The following is a 20203-nucleotide window of genomic DNA, read 5'->3' on the forward strand; positions in this document are numbered from 1 at the left end:
CCGAACGTACGCTGCGCGAATGTGTATCTACCCGAGCCGAACGCACCTGGTGTGTCTCCCCTGCCGGGTTTCGCACAAATCCACGATCGGCCACGGCCCCACCCGCTGCCCGCAGTGCCAGGGTGAATTCATCGATGCCGGGCCGGATCTCGCGGTGCCGAGGAAAGTTGATCGCGCCGGGTGGCGCGCCCTCGAGGCAGTACTCACCTCGGGCCTCGATTTCTATGGTGGCTGCTGCGGCACCGGCTCCGGCTATCGGCCTCGAACACCGCATGAGGTGCGGCAGCGTCTGCTTCTCGCCGAGCGCACGGGTATCGCGGTCTCCGACGCGTTGGGCCGGCCGGATCTCTGAGAAATCCGTAGGCCCGTAGGGGGATTCAACCGGCTCGGGGTCAGGCTGCGGCGGCGTTTCTCAGGCGGCGGGCATTGGTTGCGAGTTCGACGGCGTCGGGGCCGCTGATTCGGCGTTCGATGGCTTCGGCGAAGCGGCGGATGGTGAAGGCGCGTAGGGCGGGGCGGGTCAGAGTCAGGGATAGGTTCAGGAAGGGGTCGAGCAGGGCGGGGATGCCTAGGTTGCGGCGGGCCGGGCGCGGGATTGTGGCGATCAGTTGGGGAGTTATCAAGGCCGACAGGAGGAGTGGGGTCAGTTCCTGGAGTTGGGAGAGGGTGAAGCCGCGCAGGAGGGCGAGGGCGGGAGCCAGGGCGACGGTGGGGGTGAAGGAATCGATTACGCCGTAGCGGTGGGAGATGGCGGCGTAGTAGGTGGCCACTTCGGCGCAGGTGGTGGGGATTTCGTCGGGGGTTGCGCCCATGAGGAGGCCGAATTGCTTTGCTTCCAGCCAGAATTGGTCGCGGTCGGCGGGGGGTAGTTGGCGGGGTCGGTGGATGCCCTCGTAGGCGAGGTTTTCGTAGCAGAGGAGGGCGGCTTGCATGATGGTGACGTGGGCGAAGAGGACCAGTTCGGGGCCTTGGGCGGCGTACGGCTCGCCGGTGCCAGGGATCGCACCGGTCATCGGGCGATGGTAGCGGCGTAGGTGGGCGGCCACTCGGTCGGCGGTGGGCTTGTCGCCCAGGATGATCGGGACGGGGACGCCCACAGTGCGTTGGGCTCGGCGGACCGCCATGATCGGGCTCATGCTGCGGTGGGTGCGGGCGGTGACGGCGAGGGGGTCGTGGTCCAGCAGAACCGCTTGCAGGGGGATGTGCGGGAGTTCGAGGAGGGCGGTCACCGAGGCCAGGAAGGGGGTGACCGCCGGGTGCAGGAGGACTCGCCAGACTTGGGAGCCGGGGCCGAAGTAGCCGTAGTCGGTGGGGCCGGCGGGGGTCGGAGCGGGACCGCGTCGCCAGATCCGGATATCGTCGGATGCCATGTTGATCACCTCGTCGTGATGCCATATCGACTGTGAGACAAGCGTATTGACCAGTCGGCCGACTTTACAAGTCATATGACTTGTTCGTTGCCGGAACGGTATCGTGGGCTGATGCCGGTCACGACGGGAAATAGCAAGCGGGACAAGGCCGAGCGCCCGTCCGCCAAGACCGAACCCGTACCCGCCAGACTCGAGTCCGCGCCCACCAGAACCGAGCGCACGCCCGCGAAAGCCGGTCGCAGTCGCGCCGCACAGCGCGAAGAGACGCGGGTCGCGATTCTGGACGCCACCCTCGCGAGCCTGGTCGAGCTCGGGCATGCCGCCACCACGACCCGCGGTGTCGCCGAACGCGCGGGCGTGAGTCAGGGCGCGCTGCAGCACTACTATCCGACCCGCGCCGAACTGCTGGACGCCGCGATCCGCCATATCGCCGACATCATGGCCGACGCCGTGGTCGAAACCTATTCGACGGTAACGGGTTCCGACCGGGAGCGGGTCGGGGTCCTGGTCGACGAGCTGTGGACATTGGCGCAGGTCGCCCCCGTGAGTGTGGGTTTCGAATTCCTGGCCGCGGCCCGCACCGACCCCGAGATGTCCGCCACCGTGGCGCATCTGGCGGAACACCTGGAGGCCACGGTGTTCTCGGTGGCGCAGCAGATTCTCGGCGAGCTGGCCGACCGGCCGGGCGCGCGGGACTGGATGCGCATCACCCTGCTCACCATCTCGGGTGTCCTGCTGACCGCGTCGGTGCCCGCCGCGACCAGTCTGGTGCCGGAATGGGCGGTGGTCCGTCATCACATCATGACCAGTTTCGATACCTGGCGCGCGGAACCATCCTGACACCGGTCCACAATGTCCAGAATGTAGGGATCGCCCAGAGAAAGGTCGTTCCGACGATGAAGTCGACCCGCATAGTCCTGGCCTCCCGCCCGATCGGCATGCCCGAGCAGGAGAACTTCCGCACCGAGACGGTCGAGCTGGAGCCGCCGAAACCCGGCCAGGCGCTGTTGCAGACGCTGTACCTGTCGCTGGATCCGTACATGCGCGGCCGCATGAGCGACGCACCGTCCTACGCCCCGCCGGTCGAGGTCGATCAGACCATGTGCGGCGGCACGGTCTCGCAGGTCCTCGAATCCACCGATCCCGCACTGCGTTCCGGCGATATCGTGCTCGGCTACGGCGGCTGGCAGACCCATTCGGTCGAGTGGGTGGCCGGCCTGCAGAAGCTGGATCCCGCGCTCGCGCCGCTCACCACCGCCCTGGGTGTCCTGGGCATGCCGGGTCTGACCGCCTATTCCGGCCTGCTGACGATCGGTAAACCGCAGCCCGGTGAGACCGTCGTGGTGGCCGCCGCGACCGGCCCGGTCGGCGCGACCGTCGGCCAGATCGCGAAGATCAAGGGCGCGCGGGCGGTCGGCATCGCGGGCGGCCCGGAGAAGGTGGCCCTGCTGCGGGAACGCTTCGGCTTCGACGCGGCCATCGACCATCGTGCCCCGGATTTCGCCGAGCAGTTGGCCGCCGCCACCCCCGACGGTATCGACGTCTATTTCGAGAATGTCGGCGGCGCGGTCTTCGACGCGGTCCTCCCCCGCCTCAACCAGTACGCCCGAATCCCGGTGTGCGGCTTGATCGCCAACTACAACGACACCGATCTCCCGCCCGGCCCGGACCGCCTGCCGCTGATCATGTCGGCCATCCTGCGCCGCAGCCTGACCGTGCGCGGTTTCATCGTCTCCGAATTCATGAATCAGGCCGCCGAATTCATCCCCGCCGCCGCGCAGTGGCTCGCCGAGGGCAAACTCACCTATCTCGAGGATGTCGTCGACGGCCTCGACCACACCGTCGAATCCTTCCAGGGCCTGCTCACCGGCAAGAACCGGGGCAAGCTGGTCATCAAGGTGTCGGAGTAGCCGCTACTTCATAGCGGTCATGTAGGGCCGCAGGCCGAGCGTGATGTCCACGCACGCACCCAGCAGGACATCACGCTCGACCGGGTCGAGCGGATGCTTCAGCCACAGCCGAGTGCCCAGGATCGGAACCGGCAGCGCCTGCCCGGCCCGATCCCACCAGAACGTTTCGTTGTAGAGATCGCTGACGATCCGCCGCACAGTCCACCCGCCGACCGTGCGCACCACGTCGAGACGGGCGTTCTCCTCACCCATGCGGTCGAGCACAATCATGCGGAACAGCTCGGGGGTGCGGGGTTCCTCGGGGTCGGGCACGAAGTGGAAAAGCGTTCCCGCCGTGGACCCTACGGCCGTCGAGGTGTCCGCGCGCTGGATGGTGCCGATGGCGGTACCGTCGCCCCGGCTCAGCACGGTCGGGGCGGCATCGCGCGACTCCACCCACACCACGGAGCCGTCGGCGTAGGTGATGCGATGCTTGCCCGCGCCACCGTTCTTGAACCCGAAGAGGATGGCCGTCTTGGCCCCGAACGCGTTTCCGGCCCCCTGTACCCCGACGGCGAGCGGATCACCGGGCCCGGCGTTGAACGTGATCTTCAAGGCGTTGCTCGCCTTGTGAACGACCCGGCCCTCGATCATCGTCGAGCCGTCCTGCGGCGCTGACATCGTTCGATGGTAGGCCCGCCGCAGCTGGTCCGAGGGGGTTTCGGCGGGCCACGCCGGAGGCGACGCGCCGCCTAGCCGTTCGGGAAGCCGACCTTGGCCAGTGCCGTGGTCCAGTCGGTGGCGATGGCCACCTGGGCGTCGACGAGGGCGACCTTGCCGCTGCAGATCAGGGTGTGCAGCTTGTTCTCGACGCCGTCCTTCGGATTGTTGGGTCCGGCGCCGGCCTGGTGGCCGGGTGACGGCGGTTCGACCCAGATATTGCGGGGATCGTTGGGGTCGCCGCCGATCTCCAGGGAGATGAGGTGGTCGTACTCGGCGTCGTGGGGGTCGCCGGTGTAGTCGTAGGACTTGATGTTGGCGGCCTTCTCGGTATTGGTGACCGAGCTGCTGGGCCGAATCGTGGCCGTGTAACCGGATTTACAGATGGTCTCGGCCAGATTCGCCGCTGTCACTTTGGGATTGGTGGCACCGGGGGTGCAGGCCGGGTCCGGCAGTGGCTCACCGGCGGCGGTCTTGCGGTAGTGGCAGCTGCCGGGCGCGGGCTGCGCGGCCGCGGTGTAGCTGGACTGCGGACCGGGACCGACCGGTATGGTCCCTTCCTTCTCCTTGGCCGCAGGCTGCGGAACCGCCTGTGCGGGAGCATTGGCGGGCTTGGCCGCCTCCTTGGAACATCCCGCGATCAATCCCACGACCAGCAGAGCTATCGCAAGCCCTTTGTGCGCCTTCATAACTTCCCCTGCTCGAGCCGGACAGCAGCCTAATTGTGCGTTACCACTTGGCGATCGGCTACCCGCACCGACGACACACCGGGAGGAAACGCGGAAAACGACACCCACCCGGCCAATACAGACCGACCAGTTATGCTGCAGCGATGGCAGCAGATCCGACCGGTAAGTCCGGAGTACGCACCCGCGCTCTCGCCCTCGGTGGCCTGCTGCTCGGTACCGGCACCTTGCATTTCGTCATCCCGAAGTTCTTCGACGGGTTGATCCCGCCCGAGCTGCCGGGCGAACCCCGCACCTACACCCAGGTTTCGGGCGTGGCCGAACTGACCGCGGGCACGCTGCTGCTGGTCCCCCGCACCCGCAGCCTCGGCGCGCGCCTCGCGGTGCTCATCTTCCTCGCCGTCTTCCCGGGCAACCTGCAGATGCTGCGCGTCTGGTGGCCCAGCGATATGCCGATGGTCATGAAACTCGGTGCCGTGCTGCGGCTTCCGCTGCAGATTCCGATGGTGACCACCGCGCGCAGGGTGTACCGCGACGCGCGGTGATCGACCGGTTCAGTCCCGGGTCACGAACTCGTCGAAGACCGGGTCGGGCAGTTTGAGCTGGGCGTGAATATCACCGCCCAGCCCGAAATGTCCTATCGCGCCGCCGTAGTTCTGCTGATAGCTCTGCCAGAGCACCACCACGCTGATGATCCGGTTCGCTCCCGGTAACGCCGGATCCGGGAACGGGTTGGGCAGCACGGCCCGGTAGGTCGCCGTCCCGTCCGCATCGGTGATGAAGACATTCGGGACACCCAGCGGCCCGGGCCGGGTCGGTGCGTCCCGGTCCAAGTCCTTGGCACGCAAGGACATCACCGTGTAGAGCGAGTCCGGGATGAGCCCGCTGAACTCGAACCGGAACTCACCGTGGCGAGCCTCCTCGTCGACCGTCACCTCCAGGGTGCCGCGTGCCTTCAGCCACTCCCCCAGCGTCACCGCCGTGGTGAGCTTGCGCCCGTCCTCCGGTCGGATATCCGGAATCGGTGTCTCGTGGAACGGGTAGCTCGGCCGCCGCACCGTATCGGCGTCCGGCCGCTGGTCGGGGGCGAACACCATCGGATAGTTGTTGGCGGGCAAGGGCAGTGGCAGCGTGTGCAGCACGCTCCCGGCGTCCGCGTCCGGCAGTTCCTCGGGCAGTTCCCGCACGATCGTGTACGCCGCCAGGTCACCGAACTTCGGTACGGCGGTGTCGGCGGCGACGATGGCCCGCCCCCACCGCCGGGTGACCGTCCCGTCCGGACCCGGCACGGTGAGGTAGCCGACGACGATGAAATTGCCGTCAGCGTCCAGGACTTCGCTCGGCGGATACAGCGGCCCCTGCGTGGTCGGGGTCAGGTCGTAACTCTTGCTCACCATACGGACAGTGCTTCCTGCTCGGAGAGAAGGCGACCCGGATCGTCGACGCTGTCGCCGACCCGATCGCCGAGATGAATCCACCCGGTGCTGCCACCACGGTCTGCAGAAGCATGCGCGGTGAGGACCGCGTCGTCACCGCGAAAACCCGGGTGCCCCACGGCTTGTAGGAACGGCAGATCGCTGGCGTGATCGCCGTAGCCGTAACTGTGCTCGCGGGCGATCCCGTGCTCACGCAGGTATTCGGCCACGGCGGCGGCCTTGGCATGGCCGATCATGGGCCGCCACACCTCGCCGGTCAGCACGCCCTGCTCGTCGACCACCGGGGTGGTGGCGATGACCTGGTCGGCCCCGAGCGCCGCCGCCACGGGCGCAATGGCCGCCGGGAACGATCCCGACAGCAGCACCGTGGCATGTCCCGAATCGCGGTGTGCGCGCAGTGTTTCCACCGCCTCGGCGTAGTAGCCGCCGCCTCCCGCACCGAACTGCGCGAACCAGCGTCGCCCGGCCTCGGCCAGCGCATCGGCCCGTGCCCCGCGGTAGGCCCGGTAGTAGTGCCGGTTGACCTCCTCCCGTGGTGTCCCGGCCGCGGCCCGCTGTTTGATCTCGTCGCTCAGTCGCGCGTATTCGCTGCCATCGTCACCGTTCTCGGCCAGCCAGAAGCGTTGGAAGGCGAACATGCTCTTGACGGTGATGAGGGTTTCGTCGACGTCGAAGAACGCCGCGCCGGCGGTCATGCCACTTCCAGGTAGGCCGCGATCGCCTTGGCCGCCTTGTGCCGTTCGATCTGGGAGATGCGCTCATTGGGCAGTGCGGCATAGGTGATGCGGGTGGTGGCGACGCTGCGGTCGAGCTGGCGCACATCGACCTCGATGGCGAACTCCAGCTTGGCCGGATCGGTGACCGAGATCGGAGTGAGCACCGCGTGCAGCGTGGCGGGCAGGGGAAACAGGAAGGACTTGAACTCCAATTCGATGCTGTTCCACACGATATAGAAGTGCTGTTCGGGCCAGCGGCGGCCGTACTCGAGTTCGAACGCGCCGAGGAACAGCTGCCGCACCGCCTCCACGATCACGATGCCCTGCACGTGTTCGCCGGTCTGATGGTCGAGCAGCAGTTCATTGTCGCCGTGGATGCGCAGGTCCGCCCGGAACTCGGTATCGGACTCGCGAATCAGATTGGCCAGCAGCACATTCGAGTGCTGATACTTGTGCACCTGGTGGCGCGGGGCCGGTTCGTCGACCGGTCCGCTGACCCGCAGTCCGGCCGGGGCGTGCACCAGCGCCACATGCTCGACATAGTCGAGATCGTGGCGCGTGACCCCCTGGCCGAGCCGCACGGTCAGCGGCCGGTCCGACTCCCGCCACCGGCCGCCCCGTAGCGCGGCCACCAGCCCCGACACCGTGAAGGCCCGGTCGTCCGCGGCGATGCCCCGGAAGCGGTCGGCCACCAGCAGCACCTCGCCGACGGCCACCTCCTCCGCCACCGCGGACACCGAATCGAGCTGGGCTACAGACATTTTCCCTCCGAGAGCAAACGCAAGACGCTTATGGCGACGCTCGCCGCCATCCGGTCGTCACCCGGAGCACCCCGCCGCCGTGGAGGGTTGCCGCCCAGCCAGCCGGGGCTTGACACTGGAACTCATGACCGTGATCGAAAAGTTATGCGGCCCAGGGAATTTCAGAAACAGTTTCAACCACACCGATCGAAACCCGGACACGAAGGACGCCGCTGTCCCCCGCGCTCCGATTCACTCCGCGGCAGCCACGCCCACGCGCGTCGAGGCGGCAGCCAGTGCCGCGCCCACCGCCGCCAGCACCGCGATGGCTAGCGCGACGGCCGAATAGCCGTGGTGGGCCACCAGATTGGCGATCTGCGGGCCCGCACTGGCCCCGACGAACAGGGCGAAGGTGTACAACGCCGTGGCGGTGCCCCGCGCCGCCCCCGCATGCACCGCGATCGCCTGCACCGCCGTCGGAGCCGCCACCGCGATCGCCGTGACGAATACGAACAGCCACACCGCAACCCAGACGCCGCCGAACGGCACCGCCGTGATCGCCGCCGCGCCCGCCGCGATCGCCAGAGCGACGATCAAGCGGATGGCCGGGGCGATAACGCCCAGCCGCCCGGCCAGCAACGGCACCGCCACCATGGCCGGAATCGCACTGGCGCGCAGCGCAAGCAGGGCAGCATTGCCGGACCCCACCCCCTCCGGCGGAGCGAGCTGAACACCGGTATAGATCCCCACGAACGAACCCAGAATGGCCAGGCAGCTCAGATAGAGCAACGCCAGCCGGGCCTGCCCCAGCAGAATCCCGAAAGGCGCGAAGACACTACGCACCCCGCCGACCGGCGCAGCATCCGGTACCGGCACCGCGACCGACACTGCCGACGGCGCGACCTCCGCCGCCTCGGGCACTGCCTCCGCGACCTCGACGGCCACCGGCATGCCGTCCGCCGACTCCGCACCTACCGCCGATGCCGACCTCGGTCCGGCCTCCGGTGCCCCATCCTTCGGAGCAACCCGTAATGGCGGTGGCACGGCCGCCGGCGTGGCGGCCGGCGCCTCCAGCACCACGTGGAGCAGCGCCGCCGACAGTGCGAAAGCGATTGCGCCCGCGATGAAGATCGCGTGCCAGCCGAGTGCGTTGCCGATGAGCTGGGCCAGGACCTGTGCCACCACTCCCGCTCCGAGGAAGGAGCTGGTCAGGCAGGTGAGGGCGAAGATCCTGCGCTGCGGGGCAATTCGCTCGGACAGGTAGGCGAAGGCGGCGGGGGCGAAGAAGGAAGCGGTGAGCCCCTGCAGGATTCGCGCCGACAGCCCACTCACCAATCCGGGTGCGAGCGCCACCAGCAGTGAGCTCACCACCGTCGCCAACAGCCCGCCGACAATGACCGGCCGCCGCCCCCACCGGTCCGACAGCGGCCCCGTTACCAGGAATCCCGCCCCGTAGGCGAGCCCGAACGCGGTGGTTGTCCAGGTGGCCGCAGACTTGGACGTATCCCAGTCCACCGCAAGCCGATTCAGCACCGGCAACACCGCATACAGCTGCCCGACCACCAGAATCCCGACCGCACACACGGCCGCAACCGTGCGCCCGGTCGGTGCCCATTCCGACTCGGCGGTACCGCGCACCGCGAGAGATCCATCGACCGCGGGGGCTACATCCACCTCCAGAGATACGCCCGCCGCTGCCGGTATGTCCGCCGCAGTAGATACGTCGACCTCGGAAGCCCCTTCCCCCTCTGGAGATACGTCCGCCCCGAAAGGTACGTCCACTGCCGCAGATACGTCCGCCTCGGGAGATACGTCCGCGGCGGAGGTTGTGTCGGCCTCGGGCACCGAATCTGTTTCGAGGGCTGTGTCCGTGCCGGACGGGCGGTTCGGGTCAGTAGTCGGCGGCGAGGTCACGGGCACGCTCCTGGGCGGCGATGAATCCCGCTTCCGGGTTGTCGGTGAGCACGGTGGGTGCGAACCGGATTTCGGCAATGTCCTTGATGCCGACGAAGTTCAGCCAGTCGGCGACGAAGGGGGTGGCGAAGTCGGAGCCGAATTCCACTGGGACGCCGGGCTGGTGGACGCCGCTGGTGTAGACGGTGACCGCGCGTTTGTCGGTGAGCAGGCCCGAGTAGCCGGTCTGGGGGTCGAAGTTGAACGCCCAGCCGGGCTGGGTGATGATGTCGACCCACTGTTTGAAGATGTAGGGCACGCCCGCGTTCCAGATCGGGATGTTGAGGACGTAGAGATCCGCGGCCGCGAAGCGGTCGAATACGGTGCGCGCCAACTCCCAGGCGGCGAGCTGCGGGGGCGTCTGGTCACGACCGGTGAACAGCGCGAGCTTGGCTTCGGCGGCGTGCGTGCCGAAGTCGGGCAGTTCGGCGTCGAACAGGTCGAGGGTGTCGACGGTGAGTTCCGGATCGCGAGCGGCCAGCCCGTCGATGAAGGTCTGGGCCAGCGCCCGGGACTGGCTGTGCGCACCGCGCGCCGAGGCATTGACATGCAGCAGGGTGGTCATCGAATTCCTTTCGTGGACAACGAAGTCCACGTCTATCAAGATCCACCCACCCGGCACGACGGTTACGTGCGCGCTGATCCGAAGCCCGGCTGCGTTCAGGCCAGGATGAAGCTGAGCTGCAGGGCGTAACCTCCGCCCTGGCGCATCCACGAGTACCCGAACCAGACGCCCGGGGTGACCTCACGGATTTCGTCGTAGAGCTGCGGGACCGGTGACGGCGCGTAGTCGAGGACCCAGGCCGGGCCGCCGTCCACCACCGAGGGCCCGGTGAAGACATTCGCTTGGAACCCCTCGATCCCGGCGGCGGTGAGACGGTTGAACAGATACCCGCCCCCGGGGTTCGTGTAGAAGTCCTTGCCGATCCAGAACAGCGGCGCCCACGACTGCATGTCCCGCGGCGAGGCCACCCAGCCGTCCTTCGACCCGATCGGGACATCACCGCGCGGGGCGTCGCGGTAGATCGCGTCCTGCTGCGCCGGGCTGCATCTGAAGCGCAAAGAGTCCACTGTTGCTGATGTGTTGTTGGAGAACAAGACACAGCCGCCGCCGTAGTCCGCGTCGGCGTGAGCGAGCGCCGGAACGGCCAGCGATAACACCCCCAGACCGAGGATGGCGAGGCTTTTTATCAGGGCATTTCGGAAGAACTCACGCCTTGTACCCATCACTGTCTCCATCGGGATAAGTCCCGACCCACCAGTGATCTTAGTTCGCGCCAAATTAGCTGATCAGAACCGATTCCGAACCGAGACCAGATCGGTTCGCAGTTAACAGGAAATTGACAGGCTTCAACTGGAAATGTCTCGAGGTTCGTGTCGATGTAATGGACTATGACCTCGATTCAGGCCCGCACACCGCACGCTCGGTGGACTTGGATCGCGGCCGGCAGTTTCGTCGCCGTGATCTCGTTGGCAGCATTCAGCGCCCCGCGCGCATTCGCCACTTCTCGTGACCAGATAGGTCAAGACCAGGTACCGGAGACCCCGCCGCCGGGAACGACGCTCGTCGTTCCGCACCCGATCGCGGTGACCGCGATCGCGCAGCAGATGCAGGCGGCCATCCAGGCCGCCTCGCCGGGCACCAGCGTGGGCATCGACGTGGTGGACACCACCTCCGGCACCCCGGTCGCCAGCCTCAATGCCGATCAGCAGTTCTACACCGCTTCGGTGGTGAAGCTGCTCATCGCCCTGGACACCTTGAAAACCCAGAACTGGCAACCGGATCCGGATACCACCGACCGGCTCACCCAGATGCTGTCGACCAGCGATGACGATATCGCCGACGAACTGTGGGACGAAGGCGGCAACGACGCCATCATCGACCGGATGGTGAGCACCATCGGCCTGACGGCCACCACCGCGCCGGAGGACACCGCGCAGTGGGGTGAAACCCTCACCACCCCACGGGATGTGGTGGCGATCTTCCACTACATCACCGGCTCGGTCCCGGCCTCGGCGCGGGATCTGATCATCGGTGCGCTGCACAACACGTCCGAGACCGCCGCCGACGGCACCAACCAGTACTTCGGCATTCCCGACGCGCTGACCGGTGCGAGCTGGGCGGTCAAACAGGGCTGGATGGATCTGGATTCCTCGACCACCCTCGACACCACCGGGCTGGTCAGCCCCGCCCCCGATCAGCCGTATCGCTATGCGGTGGTGGTGCTCTCGCAGCAACCGGCGGGCACCAGCTGGTCGGTGGCGGGGTCGGCCCTCACGGCCGGGGTACAGCTGCTGCACACAGTGCTGAAGTAGGTCTCAGGACACCGGCATGGCCGCGCCGATGCCGATGGCCGCCAGCGGGATTGCCGCGATGGCGGCCAGCGGCACCCAGATCGGCGAGGTGAGCAGACCCAGCAGGATCAACATCGGATTCCTTTCGTCGGGTCGCGGGGCTGGCCCGCGACCTATTGACCGGCCTTCAGCTGCTGGACGTAGATGATCGGCAGGTATTGGCTGACACAGTCGGCCACGACGTCCTGGCCGGGATTGAACTGCGCGTAGGCCGGTGGGGTCGAGAAGCCGCCCGTCCCTTGCTGATCGGCGGGCGGAGCCCAGCGCGGCGAGGGATCGGGGTAGGTGACCACCGGCGGTGCGCCGACGAGGAAGGGTTCCTGCGCGCTGTAGAGCGAGCACTTCCACCATTCCCCCGCCGGCGACTCGATCTTGATAACGCCGCCGGGCTGCGGGGTGAGGATCGGCTGTGCCGACGCGGTCGCGGCGGTACCGAGCAGGACCGCTCCCACCGCACCGGCGGTGCCGAGAACCCGGAGGGTGCGCGACATTACGCCGAGCCCCAGGCGTGCATCAGGTAGGTCCACTGGGCCAGGATCGAGGTGATGGTGTCGGTGAGGTTGATGGCCGCCGAACCGAGATTGATGACCGGATGGTTGTTGTCCACGATTTCTCCTTCGATGCGAGGTGTCAGCAGCCGGTAAATACGAACCGGCCGGGCTTACTGCCACGCTATTGCAGCAACACTGCAATAGCCAAGAGATTGCCCGATTTTGTGACACACCGCACCGGCAGCAACATCCGGGGCACAGGCGCGCACGGTAAACCTCCTTCATCAGCTTTCAGCCAGGTCGGACCGGGCCGACCGTCCGAAAGCTACCCCGGAAGCAAGGTTCGCTGAAAGGTGTCTCGATGGTGTGTCGCGCATGGTCCGCCGGGGCAGGTTAGGGTCGGCCGTGCATCCGGACACCGGCACCCGATCGGTGCGACTGCGGACCATCGCCCGTGAATGGGGTCGCATCGGCTGCCTCGGCTTCGGCGGCCCGCCCGCCCATATCGCGATGCTGCGCACCCTCTGCGTCGAGCGCCGCGCCTGGATCAGCGCCGCGGATTTCGAGGACGGCATAGCCGCGACCAACCTGCTCCCCGGACCCGCATCCACCCAACTCGCGATCTACACCGCCTGGCGACTGCGCGGTACCGCCGGCGCGCTCATCGGCGGATTCTGCTTCATCACACCGGGTTTGACCCTCATCCTGATCCTCGCCTCCGTCTTCCTCGCCACCGACAGCCCACGCTGGGTGCACGGCGCAGCAGCCGGAGCCGGGGCAGCGGTCGCCGCCGTCGCCGTCCACGCCGCCACCGGCCTCGCGCCCGCGAGCTGGCAACGCGCCGGAACCACCCGGTCAGCCCGAGCCCGCTGGATCGCCTACGCCACAGCAGGTCTGGCGGCGGCCACCTTCCTCGGCCCCTGGCTGGTCCTCGTGCTCGTCGGCGCCGGCCTCCTGGAGGTCCGGTCACGCGGCACCGCCACACGCGCCCACTCGGGTCGCCTCGAGGACGGGCTCGACAGCCGGATGCCCGCGGAGTCCGACCGCACCGAACCGGGTGCGGACCAGACTGGGCGAGCCGCGCACGACGAAACCGTATGCGACCGTCCGGGACCCGAAGAGACCGAGCGCAAACGGTTTCGGGCCTGGCCTCTCGCGATGACGTGGGTGACCGGCGGTGGGATGGCTGCGGTGGCGTGGGTGGCGTTCAAGGTGGGGGCGCTGTCGTATGGCGGTGGGTTCGTGATCATTCCGCTCATGCAGGCCGATGCGGTGGACCGGTACGGGTGGATGAGTGGGGCGCAGTTTCTGAATGCGGTTGCGCTGGGGCAGATCACGCCGGGACCGGTGGTGCAGACGGTGGCGGTGGTGGGGTACGCGGCCGCGGGCCTTCCGGGCGGATTGCTCGCCGCCGCGGTGGCTTTCGCTCCGTCGTTCGTGTTCGTGCTGGCCGGGGGCCGGCATTTCGACCGGCTGCGCGCCGATGCGCGGGTGCAGGCGTTCCTCACGGGCGCGGGCCCGGCGGCCATCGGTGCGATCGCCGGGGCCGCGATTCCGCTGGGCCTTGCGCTGCATCACCTCTGGCAGTTCGCGGTGCTCGCCGCCGCAGCACTGTGGCTGCTGGCCGCCCGGCGCGGTGTGGTGAGTGCGCTGCTGGGCGCGGGAGTCGTCGGGGTGGCCGCTGCCGCCGCAGGGTTACCGATCGGCTGAGGCGACGGCAGTCGGTCAGGTGCAAGAGATTGCAGTTGGCTCGAGGCAAGAGACTCCGGACCGAAGTGATTCCGGGCTACACCCTGATGCCCAGTGCGCCCGCGACGGCGCGAGTGAGGTGGTCGGTGACCTCGGCGGGGGTCCAGTTCCGGTGTTCGGTGAGGTCGTAGACGACGCGTTCGTCGAAGATGGTGATCCACAGCAGGACCGCGTAGGTGAGGTCGTATTCGGTGGTCTTGGCTTGCAGGGCAAGCGAGTTCAGGACTTCGGTGAGGATGTCGTGCAGGGCGGTGATGGATTCGTCGCCGGCGGCGAGGCGTTCGATGAAGCCCTTGGAGCTACGGATGTAGCGCACGGCCGGGCCCCACTGCCCGGCCTGGTCCACCCAGGTGCGGCAGCAGCGGTGGAAGCGGTCCACCGGGTCGGGTCCGGCGTCGACGGCCGCCAGCGCCTCCACCAGTTGTTCGATGGCGCGGCGATGGAACGCTTGCAGGGCGTCCTGCGGGGTCGGGAAATGCCGGTACGCGGTGGCCACCCCGACGCCCGCCGCGGCGGCGAGTTCGGGGATGGAGAAGCCGATCCGGCCCGCCTGCAGCAGGCTCTGGACGGCGTCGACCAGCAGCACGCGGCTGCGCTGGGCGTCACTGCGGGTGTTCACGGGCACGCCTCCATCCTGCGCGAACGCGGGCCGTGATCGCCGCGCGGCGCTCGAGTAGAGAAGTTCTTCTCAGTTAAGTATTCTGCAACAGAGAAGATCTCCTCACTTAGGAGGCCGGGATGCGGGCAGCCGCACCGGGCGCGCTACTGGTGTTGATCATGGCGCAGCCGAACATGGCGACCGGGATGATGCCGTACTACCGGCATGCCTGGACGCTCGCGCCGCTACTCATCACCGCGATCTTCGCCGCCTACCTGTTCGCGCTCACACCCACGCTCGCCGTGCTGGGCACGCCCGCGTCCCGACGGGACTGGTGGTGGCGCATCGGCGTGGGCAGCGCCTTCGCGATCGCCGCCGATGCGGCCATGGCCGTGGCACATTCGCCGTGGCCGGTGGTCGCGGCGCGGCTGTGCGCGGGGTTGTCGGTCGGGCTGGTGACCGGATCGCTGGCCGGATTGATCCTGGAACGCCAGGGCGAACGTGGCCGCACCGCCATGGCCGTGGCGACCGTACTGGGGTCGGCGTTGGGAACCCTTGCGGCGGCGGTGATCGCGCAGTATCTGCCCGCGCCCGGAGTGACCGTGTATCTCGCGCACGCGGCGCTCCTCGCGGTCGTCGCGGCGGCGGTGCTCGCCGATCGGGCGGCACGTCCGGCCGGGGCCGCGCGGGCCACCGTGTCCACTTCCGTGTCACGGGAGCCGCGAATTGCCGGGTACCTCAGCGGAATCGCCGCCTGGGTGTCGGCGGGACTGGTGGTCGCACTGCTGCCGAGCTACGGGGCCGAATTGCTCGGCACGAAGAATCTGGCCCTGCTGGCGCTGCCGGTGACGCTCTACCTGACGACCGCGTGGTTGGCCCAGCGGCTGTTGCCGCCGGATCGGCTGCCCGCCGAACCGCTTGCGGCACAGGCGATGATCATCGCCGGAGTCGTCCTCGCGGCGGCCGTGTCCTGGCTTCCCAGCCTGACGCTGCTGCTGTGCGGCGGCGTGGTGGCCGGGTTCGGGCAGGGCATCGCCTATCGGTCCGGGCTCCGGATTGTCAGTGCCGCAACACCTCCCGATCAACATGCCCGGGCCGCATCCAGATTCGCGGGTGTGGCGTATGCGTGCGCGGCCGTCGCGACGCTCGGTTTCGGCGCGATCGCGACCCTCGGATCCATGCGTGACGCGGTGCTCGCCGCCGCGGCCGTCCTCGTCCTGGTGGCCGCGGCCACCGCCGTCGTCCGCCGGCGCGCAACGGCGCGTGCCGCGGACTCCCTTCCCGTTCAGCAGATCTCGACAACCGCATAGTTTCGCCTGTCATATTCGACAAACCGAATTCGAAGGCGCAATGGCTCACGCGTGAATTCCGATCGCGTGCCATTCGGCATGCGCACAATACATTTCGTTTTCGAACATGCGGGAATTCGACGAAACGAATTCGTTACGCGAGTTCATCGGCACATAAACTCCGGGAGTTTCACTGGAATACATCAGCTTCAAAGACATTCTCTCCGAATGGATTCCAGAAATGGCAGCACACACTACAGCCGCAGCAGACGCGACGCTCACCCGCAGTCTCGGCCGGCTGGATCTCATCGCCATGGGCGTCGGTACCATCGTGGGCGCGGGCATCTTCGTCACCACCGGCATTGCCGCCGCGACCAAGGCGGGCCCCGCCATCGTCCTATCGTTCGTGCTGGCCGGGGCCATCTGCATGCTGGTGGCGCTGTGCTACAGCGAACTCGCGTCGATGACACCACTCTCGGGCAGCGCGTACACCTACACCCGAGGGACGCTGGGCGAGGTGCCCGCCTTCCTGGTGGGCTGGAATCTATTGCTCGAATACGCCGTGGCGGCCTCGGCTATCGCCATCGGGTGGTCGGGATTGTTCGGCGCAGCCCTGAACTCATTGTTCGGCGTGACACTGCCCAAAGCGATTTCGGCGGGACCGAGCGACGGTGGTGTCATCAATCTACCGGCGGTTCTCATTGTCGCCGTGGTGATCGGCGTTCTCGTGCTCGAGGTCAAACTCACCGCCGTCGTGGTGAAAACCTTGGTGGCCTTGACCATCGGCGTGTTGATTCTCGTGATCGCGATCGGCGCACCGCATGTGCACGCCGGAAACTGGTCGCCTTTCCTGCCGTTCGGCGTGCACGGGATCGCCGCCGGGGCGGCGCTGGCGTTCTTCGCGTATCTCGGTTTCGACGTCGTCGCAACCTCCGCCGAGGAGACTCGCGATCCGCGCCGGGACCTGCCCTGGGGGATTATCGGCTCGGTGGTCATCGCCACCGCCCTGTATGTCGCGGTGAGTGCCGTATTGACCGGTGTCGCACCGTATTCCACCCTCGGCAATGCCGCGCCGGTGGCGACCGCACTGGCCGCGGTGGGTGCGGGCTGGATCGGGAAGGTGATCCTGGTGGCCTCGGTGATCGCGCTCACCAAGGGTCTGCTCATGGTGTGTTACGGCCCGACCCGGCTGGTGTTCACCATGGCCCGCGACGGCATGGTGCCGAAGGCCCTGTGCCGCACGGGTTCCCGTGGCACACCGGTGCGCCTGAGCTTGCTGCTGGGCACGGTGGTGGCCGTCGTCGCCGGGTTGTTGCCCATCGGCACGGTCGCGGAACTGGTCAATATCGGCGCGCTGTTCGCCTTCGTCATCGTCGCGCTCGGCGTGCTCATCCTGCGCCGCACCGCACCCGAACGCCCGCGCCCGTTCCGGGTACCCCTGCTGCCCGTGGTCGCGATCGCCGCGATCGCCGGATGCATCTGGCTGGCCACCACATTCGAGGCACTGACCTGGCTACGGTTCGTGGTGTGGAGTGCCGCCGGGGTGACGCTGTACGTGTTCTACGGCCGCCACCACGCCACCGCCCTGCCGGACACGGCCACGGCCACGGCGACACCCGATCCGAGTCCCAACCAGGATCCGAGTCCGACCGAAGGGCCGAGTCCCGCCGCAGACGCGAGCTCCGCACCTGCGGACGCCGCCCTGACCGCCGCCGCGACCGTGCCCGCCGGAGGTGCCGCGTGACCGCGCAACTCGACAGCTTCTACCCCACCCGCGTCGATTTCGGCACCCTCGACGAGATCCATCGCGCCGCTGCGGCCGCGCTGCCCGCCGACGTCCTGGACTTCCTGGAAGGCGGTGCGGGCAAGGAGCTCACCCTGCGCGACAACCGGTTGGCGTTCGATCGCTGGCGCATCCTGCCCGCGCCCATGAGCGGGGTGGGTGCGCCCTCGACCCGCACCGAGTTCCTCGGCATGCCCTTGGCGACACCGATTCTCACCGCTCCGTTCGGTGGTGACGCGCTGTTCCATCCGGACGGGCATCCGGCGGTGGCCCGGGCCGCCCAAGCCCGGGGAGCGCTGTCCGTCGTGCCGGAGGCGGGCAGTTTCTCCTATCAGCGGGTGCGGGCGGCCGCGCCACAGGCCGCCCGCATCGCGCAGGTGCATCCCTTCGGGCATGCCGCGCTGGTGGCCGAGCGGGTGGCCCGCCTGGGGTACGAGGCGCTGTGCGTCACCCTGGACTGCCCGGTCGGCGGATTCCGCACCCGCAATATGGCCAATCGGTTCGACCCGGATCAGCGGCATTTCGCGGGCAATCTGACCGGCGCGGACGGTACGCCCGGTGTCGCCGAGGTGTTCGGCCAGCTGCTCAAACGCGGTGGCATGGTGTGGGATTGGACCGAGCTGGCGGGCGCGGCGGCCGGGTTCGGGCTGCCGTGGATCGCCAAGGGTGTGCTCACCCCCGCCGCCGCCGAACGGGCCCTGGACATCGGCGCGAGCGCGCTGGTGGTGTCCAATCATGGTGGACGGCAAGTAGATCCGGCTCCGGCGAGCCTGGACATGCTGCCGCGCATCCGCGCGGCCGTCGGCCCGGAGGTGCCGCTCCTGTTGGACAGCGGCATTCGCACCGGCAGTGACGTGTACACGGCGCTGGCGCTGGGCGCGGACGCGGTGATCGTCGGCCGCGCCGCCATCTATGGGCTGGCCGCGGCCGGGCAGGCGGGGGTGGATCGGGTGCTGGAGCTGCTCACCGAGGAGCTGCGCACCCTGATGATCCTCTCCGGCGCGCACACCGTCGCCGATATCGATGCCACCCGGATCACGCGGGCGGTGTCATGAGCGCATTTCCCCTGGCGCGCAGTGCCTCCGGGCTCGTGTTCACCTCCGGTCTGGCCGCCGTCGACCCGGAGACCCTGACCGTCACCGACGACACTTTCGACGGTCAAACGGCCGAGGTGTTCCGCCAACTCGACGCCGCCCTGGCCGCCGCGGGCAGCACCCGCGATCAGGTGCTGCGGCTGGACTGCTATCTCGCGGACCGCCGCTGGTTCCCCGACTGGCACACCGCTTTCCGCCATTACTTCTCGACGGCCGCACCGGCGCGGATCACCACCGTCACCACCCTGCCCATCGACGGGCTGCTCATCGAAATCCAGGCGATCGCCGTCGCCACGCCCGAGGAAGATCGATCATGACCGCAGTCACTCCGCTCGTCCATTCCCCTTCTCATATCGGTGATTTCACCATTCGGGACGTCATCGAGGGCCAGACCGCCGGCCAGCTCATCGTCGCCGCCGACGACTGGGGGTGGTGGGTCACCCTGCTGGGTGGCGACGCCATCGTGCCCACCACCGGTATTCAGCACACCGTCGCCGAGGGGCTGGAGCGCGCCGGATTCCTGATCCGGCGCGGACACCGGTACCAGCTGACCCACACCGGGCACGATGTGGGCAAGAATCGCGGCTTCGTGCGGGTCGCGGTGCGCGGCTGGGAGCCCACCTTCCGGCAGCTGTCGGACAGTCCGCACCGCGAATACATTCCCGCCGCAACCGAACCCGGGGAGGTGGCCCGGGGCTGCACGGATATCGCGCGGCGGCGGCCGGAGATCTTCGACGCCATCGGCCGCGCCATCGCGACCGGAACACCGGGCACCACCATCGATCTCGGCTGCGCCGACGCGGGACGGGTGCTGGCGCTGTCCGGGATCGCCGGTGCGGAGCGGTTCCTGGGCGTCGATATCGAGGACGGCGTGATCGCCGACGCCTCCGACGTGGTCGCCGCGCGTGGGCTCGCCGACCGGATCACGCTGCTCGCCGGTTCGGTGCAGCCCGGGGCCGAGCCGCCCGCGTGGCTGGCCGCCGTCGACCGCACCGCCGTCACCACCGCCATGTCGTTCTTCCTGCTGCACCAATTGGCCAGCGACGGTGACGGTATCGCGGCGGTGCTGCGCGGCTGGATGGACTGGTTTCCCAACCTGCGGCGCCTGGTGATCGGGGACGGGTATCTGCTGGAGGCCCCGTCGTGGACGCAGCAGCCGTGGTTCTCCCCCACCTACGAGATCTATCACGCCGTGACCGGGGTGCGGTTGTGGACGCGGCACGAGTACGAGCAGGCGTTCGCCGAGCTCGGCTGGACGGTGCGGCGGCGACTCGAGGATCACACCATGCTGGTGACCAGCATTCTCGAACGGGAGTGAGCCGCCCGGCTCCCGA

22 protein-coding genes and 1 riboswitch are annotated in these 20203 nt (G+C 68.1%); of the genes, 11 read left to right on the plus strand and 11 right to left on the minus strand.

Annotated elements, in window-relative coordinates:
* The first annotated feature begins 19 nt into the window (after nt 1-19).
* Nucleotides 20-352, plus strand: a complete 333-nt coding sequence (locus tag ACFXHA_RS11705) for a hypothetical protein (protein WP_379355589.1) — start codon at nt 20-22, stop codon at nt 350-352.
* A gap of 40 nt (nt 353-392) precedes the next feature.
* On the opposite strand, the gene ACFXHA_RS11710 is transcribed toward ACFXHA_RS11705, so the two are convergent.
* A complete protein-coding gene (locus tag ACFXHA_RS11710) occupies nt 393-1370 on the minus strand; it encodes an oxygenase MpaB family protein (protein WP_379355590.1) in 978 nt (325 codons plus the stop codon).
* A 111-nt stretch (nt 1371-1481) separates the two neighbouring features.
* On the opposite strand from ACFXHA_RS11710, the gene ACFXHA_RS11715 reads away from it, so the two are divergent.
* Entirely contained in the window at nt 1482-2210 is a 729-nt protein-coding gene (locus tag ACFXHA_RS11715; protein ID WP_379355592.1) for a TetR/AcrR family transcriptional regulator, read from the plus strand.
* A gap of 56 nt (nt 2211-2266) precedes the next feature.
* A complete protein-coding gene (locus ACFXHA_RS11720) occupies nt 2267-3280 on the plus strand; it encodes an NADP-dependent oxidoreductase (protein ID WP_379355594.1) in 1014 nt (337 codons plus the stop codon).
* A gap of 3 nt (nt 3281-3283) precedes the next feature.
* Here the strand turns inward: ACFXHA_RS11720 and ACFXHA_RS11725 are convergent, their stop codons facing one another.
* Complete coding sequence (locus ACFXHA_RS11725; protein ID WP_379355596.1) at nt 3284-3940, minus strand: hypothetical protein; 657 nt, start codon at nt 3938-3940, stop codon at nt 3284-3286.
* A 71-nt stretch (nt 3941-4011) separates the two neighbouring features.
* Nucleotides 4012-4668 carry a hypothetical protein gene (locus ACFXHA_RS11730; protein ID WP_379355598.1) on the minus strand — a complete coding sequence of 219 codons (657 nt, stop codon included), beginning with the start codon at nt 4666-4668 and terminating at the stop codon, nt 4012-4014.
* A 143-nt stretch (nt 4669-4811) separates the two neighbouring features.
* On the opposite strand from ACFXHA_RS11730, the gene ACFXHA_RS11735 reads away from it, so the two are divergent.
* Nucleotides 4812-5210 carry a hypothetical protein gene (locus tag ACFXHA_RS11735; RefSeq protein ID WP_379355600.1) on the plus strand — a complete coding sequence of 133 codons (399 nt, stop codon included), beginning with the start codon at nt 4812-4814 and terminating at the stop codon, nt 5208-5210.
* Between the two features lie 9 nt (nt 5211-5219).
* On the opposite strand, the gene ACFXHA_RS11740 is transcribed toward ACFXHA_RS11735, so the two are convergent.
* The 6 genes from ACFXHA_RS11740 to ACFXHA_RS11765 form a co-directional block, all read right to left on the minus strand.
* Nucleotides 5220-6062 (minus strand): hypothetical protein, encoded by an 843-nt coding sequence (locus ACFXHA_RS11740; RefSeq protein ID WP_379355602.1) that lies wholly within the window; start codon nt 6060-6062, stop codon nt 5220-5222.
* Nucleotides 6056-6796, minus strand: coding sequence for an HAD family hydrolase (locus tag ACFXHA_RS11745; RefSeq protein ID WP_379355604.1), 741 nt, complete (start codon nt 6794-6796; stop codon nt 6056-6058). The genes ACFXHA_RS11740 and ACFXHA_RS11745 overlap by 7 nt, the downstream gene beginning before the upstream one ends.
* Nucleotides 6793-7578, minus strand: coding sequence for an AfsA-related hotdog domain-containing protein (locus ACFXHA_RS11750; RefSeq protein WP_379355606.1), 786 nt, complete (start codon nt 7576-7578; stop codon nt 6793-6795). The genes ACFXHA_RS11745 and ACFXHA_RS11750 overlap by 4 nt, the downstream gene beginning before the upstream one ends.
* A gap of 19 nt (nt 7579-7597) precedes the next feature.
* Nucleotides 7598-7708: riboswitch (SAM riboswitch) on the minus strand.
* A gap of 101 nt (nt 7709-7809) precedes the next feature.
* On the minus strand, nt 7810-9195 hold the full coding sequence (locus tag ACFXHA_RS11755) for an MFS transporter (protein ID WP_379355608.1): 1386 nt from the start codon (nt 9193-9195) through the stop codon (nt 7810-7812).
* A gap of 253 nt (nt 9196-9448) precedes the next feature.
* Complete coding sequence (locus ACFXHA_RS11760; RefSeq protein WP_379355610.1) at nt 9449-10075, minus strand: FMN-dependent NADH-azoreductase; 627 nt, start codon at nt 10073-10075, stop codon at nt 9449-9451.
* 95 nt (nt 10076-10170) lie between these two features.
* Complete coding sequence (locus ACFXHA_RS11765) at nt 10171-10737, minus strand: hypothetical protein (RefSeq protein WP_379355612.1); 567 nt, start codon at nt 10735-10737, stop codon at nt 10171-10173.
* Between the two features lie 165 nt (nt 10738-10902).
* On the opposite strand from ACFXHA_RS11765, the gene ACFXHA_RS11770 reads away from it, so the two are divergent.
* Nucleotides 10903-11826, plus strand: coding sequence for a serine hydrolase (locus ACFXHA_RS11770; RefSeq protein ID WP_379355614.1), 924 nt, complete (start codon nt 10903-10905; stop codon nt 11824-11826).
* Nucleotides 11827-11978: 152 nt separating this feature from the next.
* Here ACFXHA_RS11770 and ACFXHA_RS11775 read toward each other — a convergent pair whose 3' ends face one another.
* Nucleotides 11979-12356 (minus strand): hypothetical protein, encoded by a 378-nt coding sequence (locus ACFXHA_RS11775; RefSeq protein ID WP_379355616.1) that lies wholly within the window; start codon nt 12354-12356, stop codon nt 11979-11981.
* A 405-nt stretch (nt 12357-12761) separates the two neighbouring features.
* Here ACFXHA_RS11775 and ACFXHA_RS11780 point away from each other — a divergent pair, with 405 nt between their 5' ends.
* The gene (locus ACFXHA_RS11780) at nt 12762-14066 is read left to right on the plus strand and encodes a chromate transporter (RefSeq protein ID WP_379355618.1); all 1305 of its coding nucleotides are present in this window, start codon (nt 12762-12764) and stop codon (nt 14064-14066) included.
* A 76-nt stretch (nt 14067-14142) separates the two neighbouring features.
* Here the strand turns inward: ACFXHA_RS11780 and ACFXHA_RS11785 are convergent, their stop codons facing one another.
* On the minus strand, nt 14143-14724 hold the full coding sequence (locus ACFXHA_RS11785) for a TetR family transcriptional regulator (protein WP_379355620.1): 582 nt from the start codon (nt 14722-14724) through the stop codon (nt 14143-14145).
* A gap of 119 nt (nt 14725-14843) precedes the next feature.
* On the opposite strand from ACFXHA_RS11785, the gene ACFXHA_RS11790 reads away from it, so the two are divergent.
* The 5 genes from ACFXHA_RS11790 to ACFXHA_RS11810 all read left to right on the plus strand — a co-directional run bounded on the left by ACFXHA_RS11790 (nt 14844) and on the right by ACFXHA_RS11810 (nt 20187).
* Complete coding sequence (locus ACFXHA_RS11790; RefSeq protein ID WP_379355622.1) at nt 14844-16013, plus strand: hypothetical protein; 1170 nt, start codon at nt 14844-14846, stop codon at nt 16011-16013.
* 220 nt (nt 16014-16233) lie between these two features.
* A complete protein-coding gene (locus tag ACFXHA_RS11795) occupies nt 16234-17736 on the plus strand; it encodes an amino acid permease (RefSeq protein ID WP_379355624.1) in 1503 nt (500 codons plus the stop codon).
* On the plus strand, nt 17733-18830 hold the full coding sequence (locus ACFXHA_RS11800) for an alpha-hydroxy acid oxidase (RefSeq protein ID WP_379355626.1): 1098 nt from the start codon (nt 17733-17735) through the stop codon (nt 18828-18830). The genes ACFXHA_RS11795 and ACFXHA_RS11800 overlap by 4 nt, the downstream gene beginning before the upstream one ends.
* Nucleotides 18827-19186: a RidA family protein gene (locus tag ACFXHA_RS11805; protein WP_379355628.1), complete on the plus strand. Its 360-nt coding sequence runs from the start codon at nt 18827-18829 to the stop codon at nt 19184-19186. Before ACFXHA_RS11800 ends, ACFXHA_RS11805 begins: the two co-directional genes overlap by 4 nt.
* The gene (locus ACFXHA_RS11810; protein WP_379355630.1) at nt 19183-20187 is read left to right on the plus strand and encodes a hypothetical protein; all 1005 of its coding nucleotides are present in this window, start codon (nt 19183-19185) and stop codon (nt 20185-20187) included. The genes ACFXHA_RS11805 and ACFXHA_RS11810 overlap by 4 nt, the downstream gene beginning before the upstream one ends.
* Nucleotides 20188-20203 lie beyond the last annotated feature (16 nt).

The sequence above is a fragment of the Nocardia sp. NPDC059240 genome (genome assembly GCF_042753865.1).
Lineage (GTDB): Bacteria > Actinomycetota > Actinomycetes > Mycobacteriales > Mycobacteriaceae > Nocardia.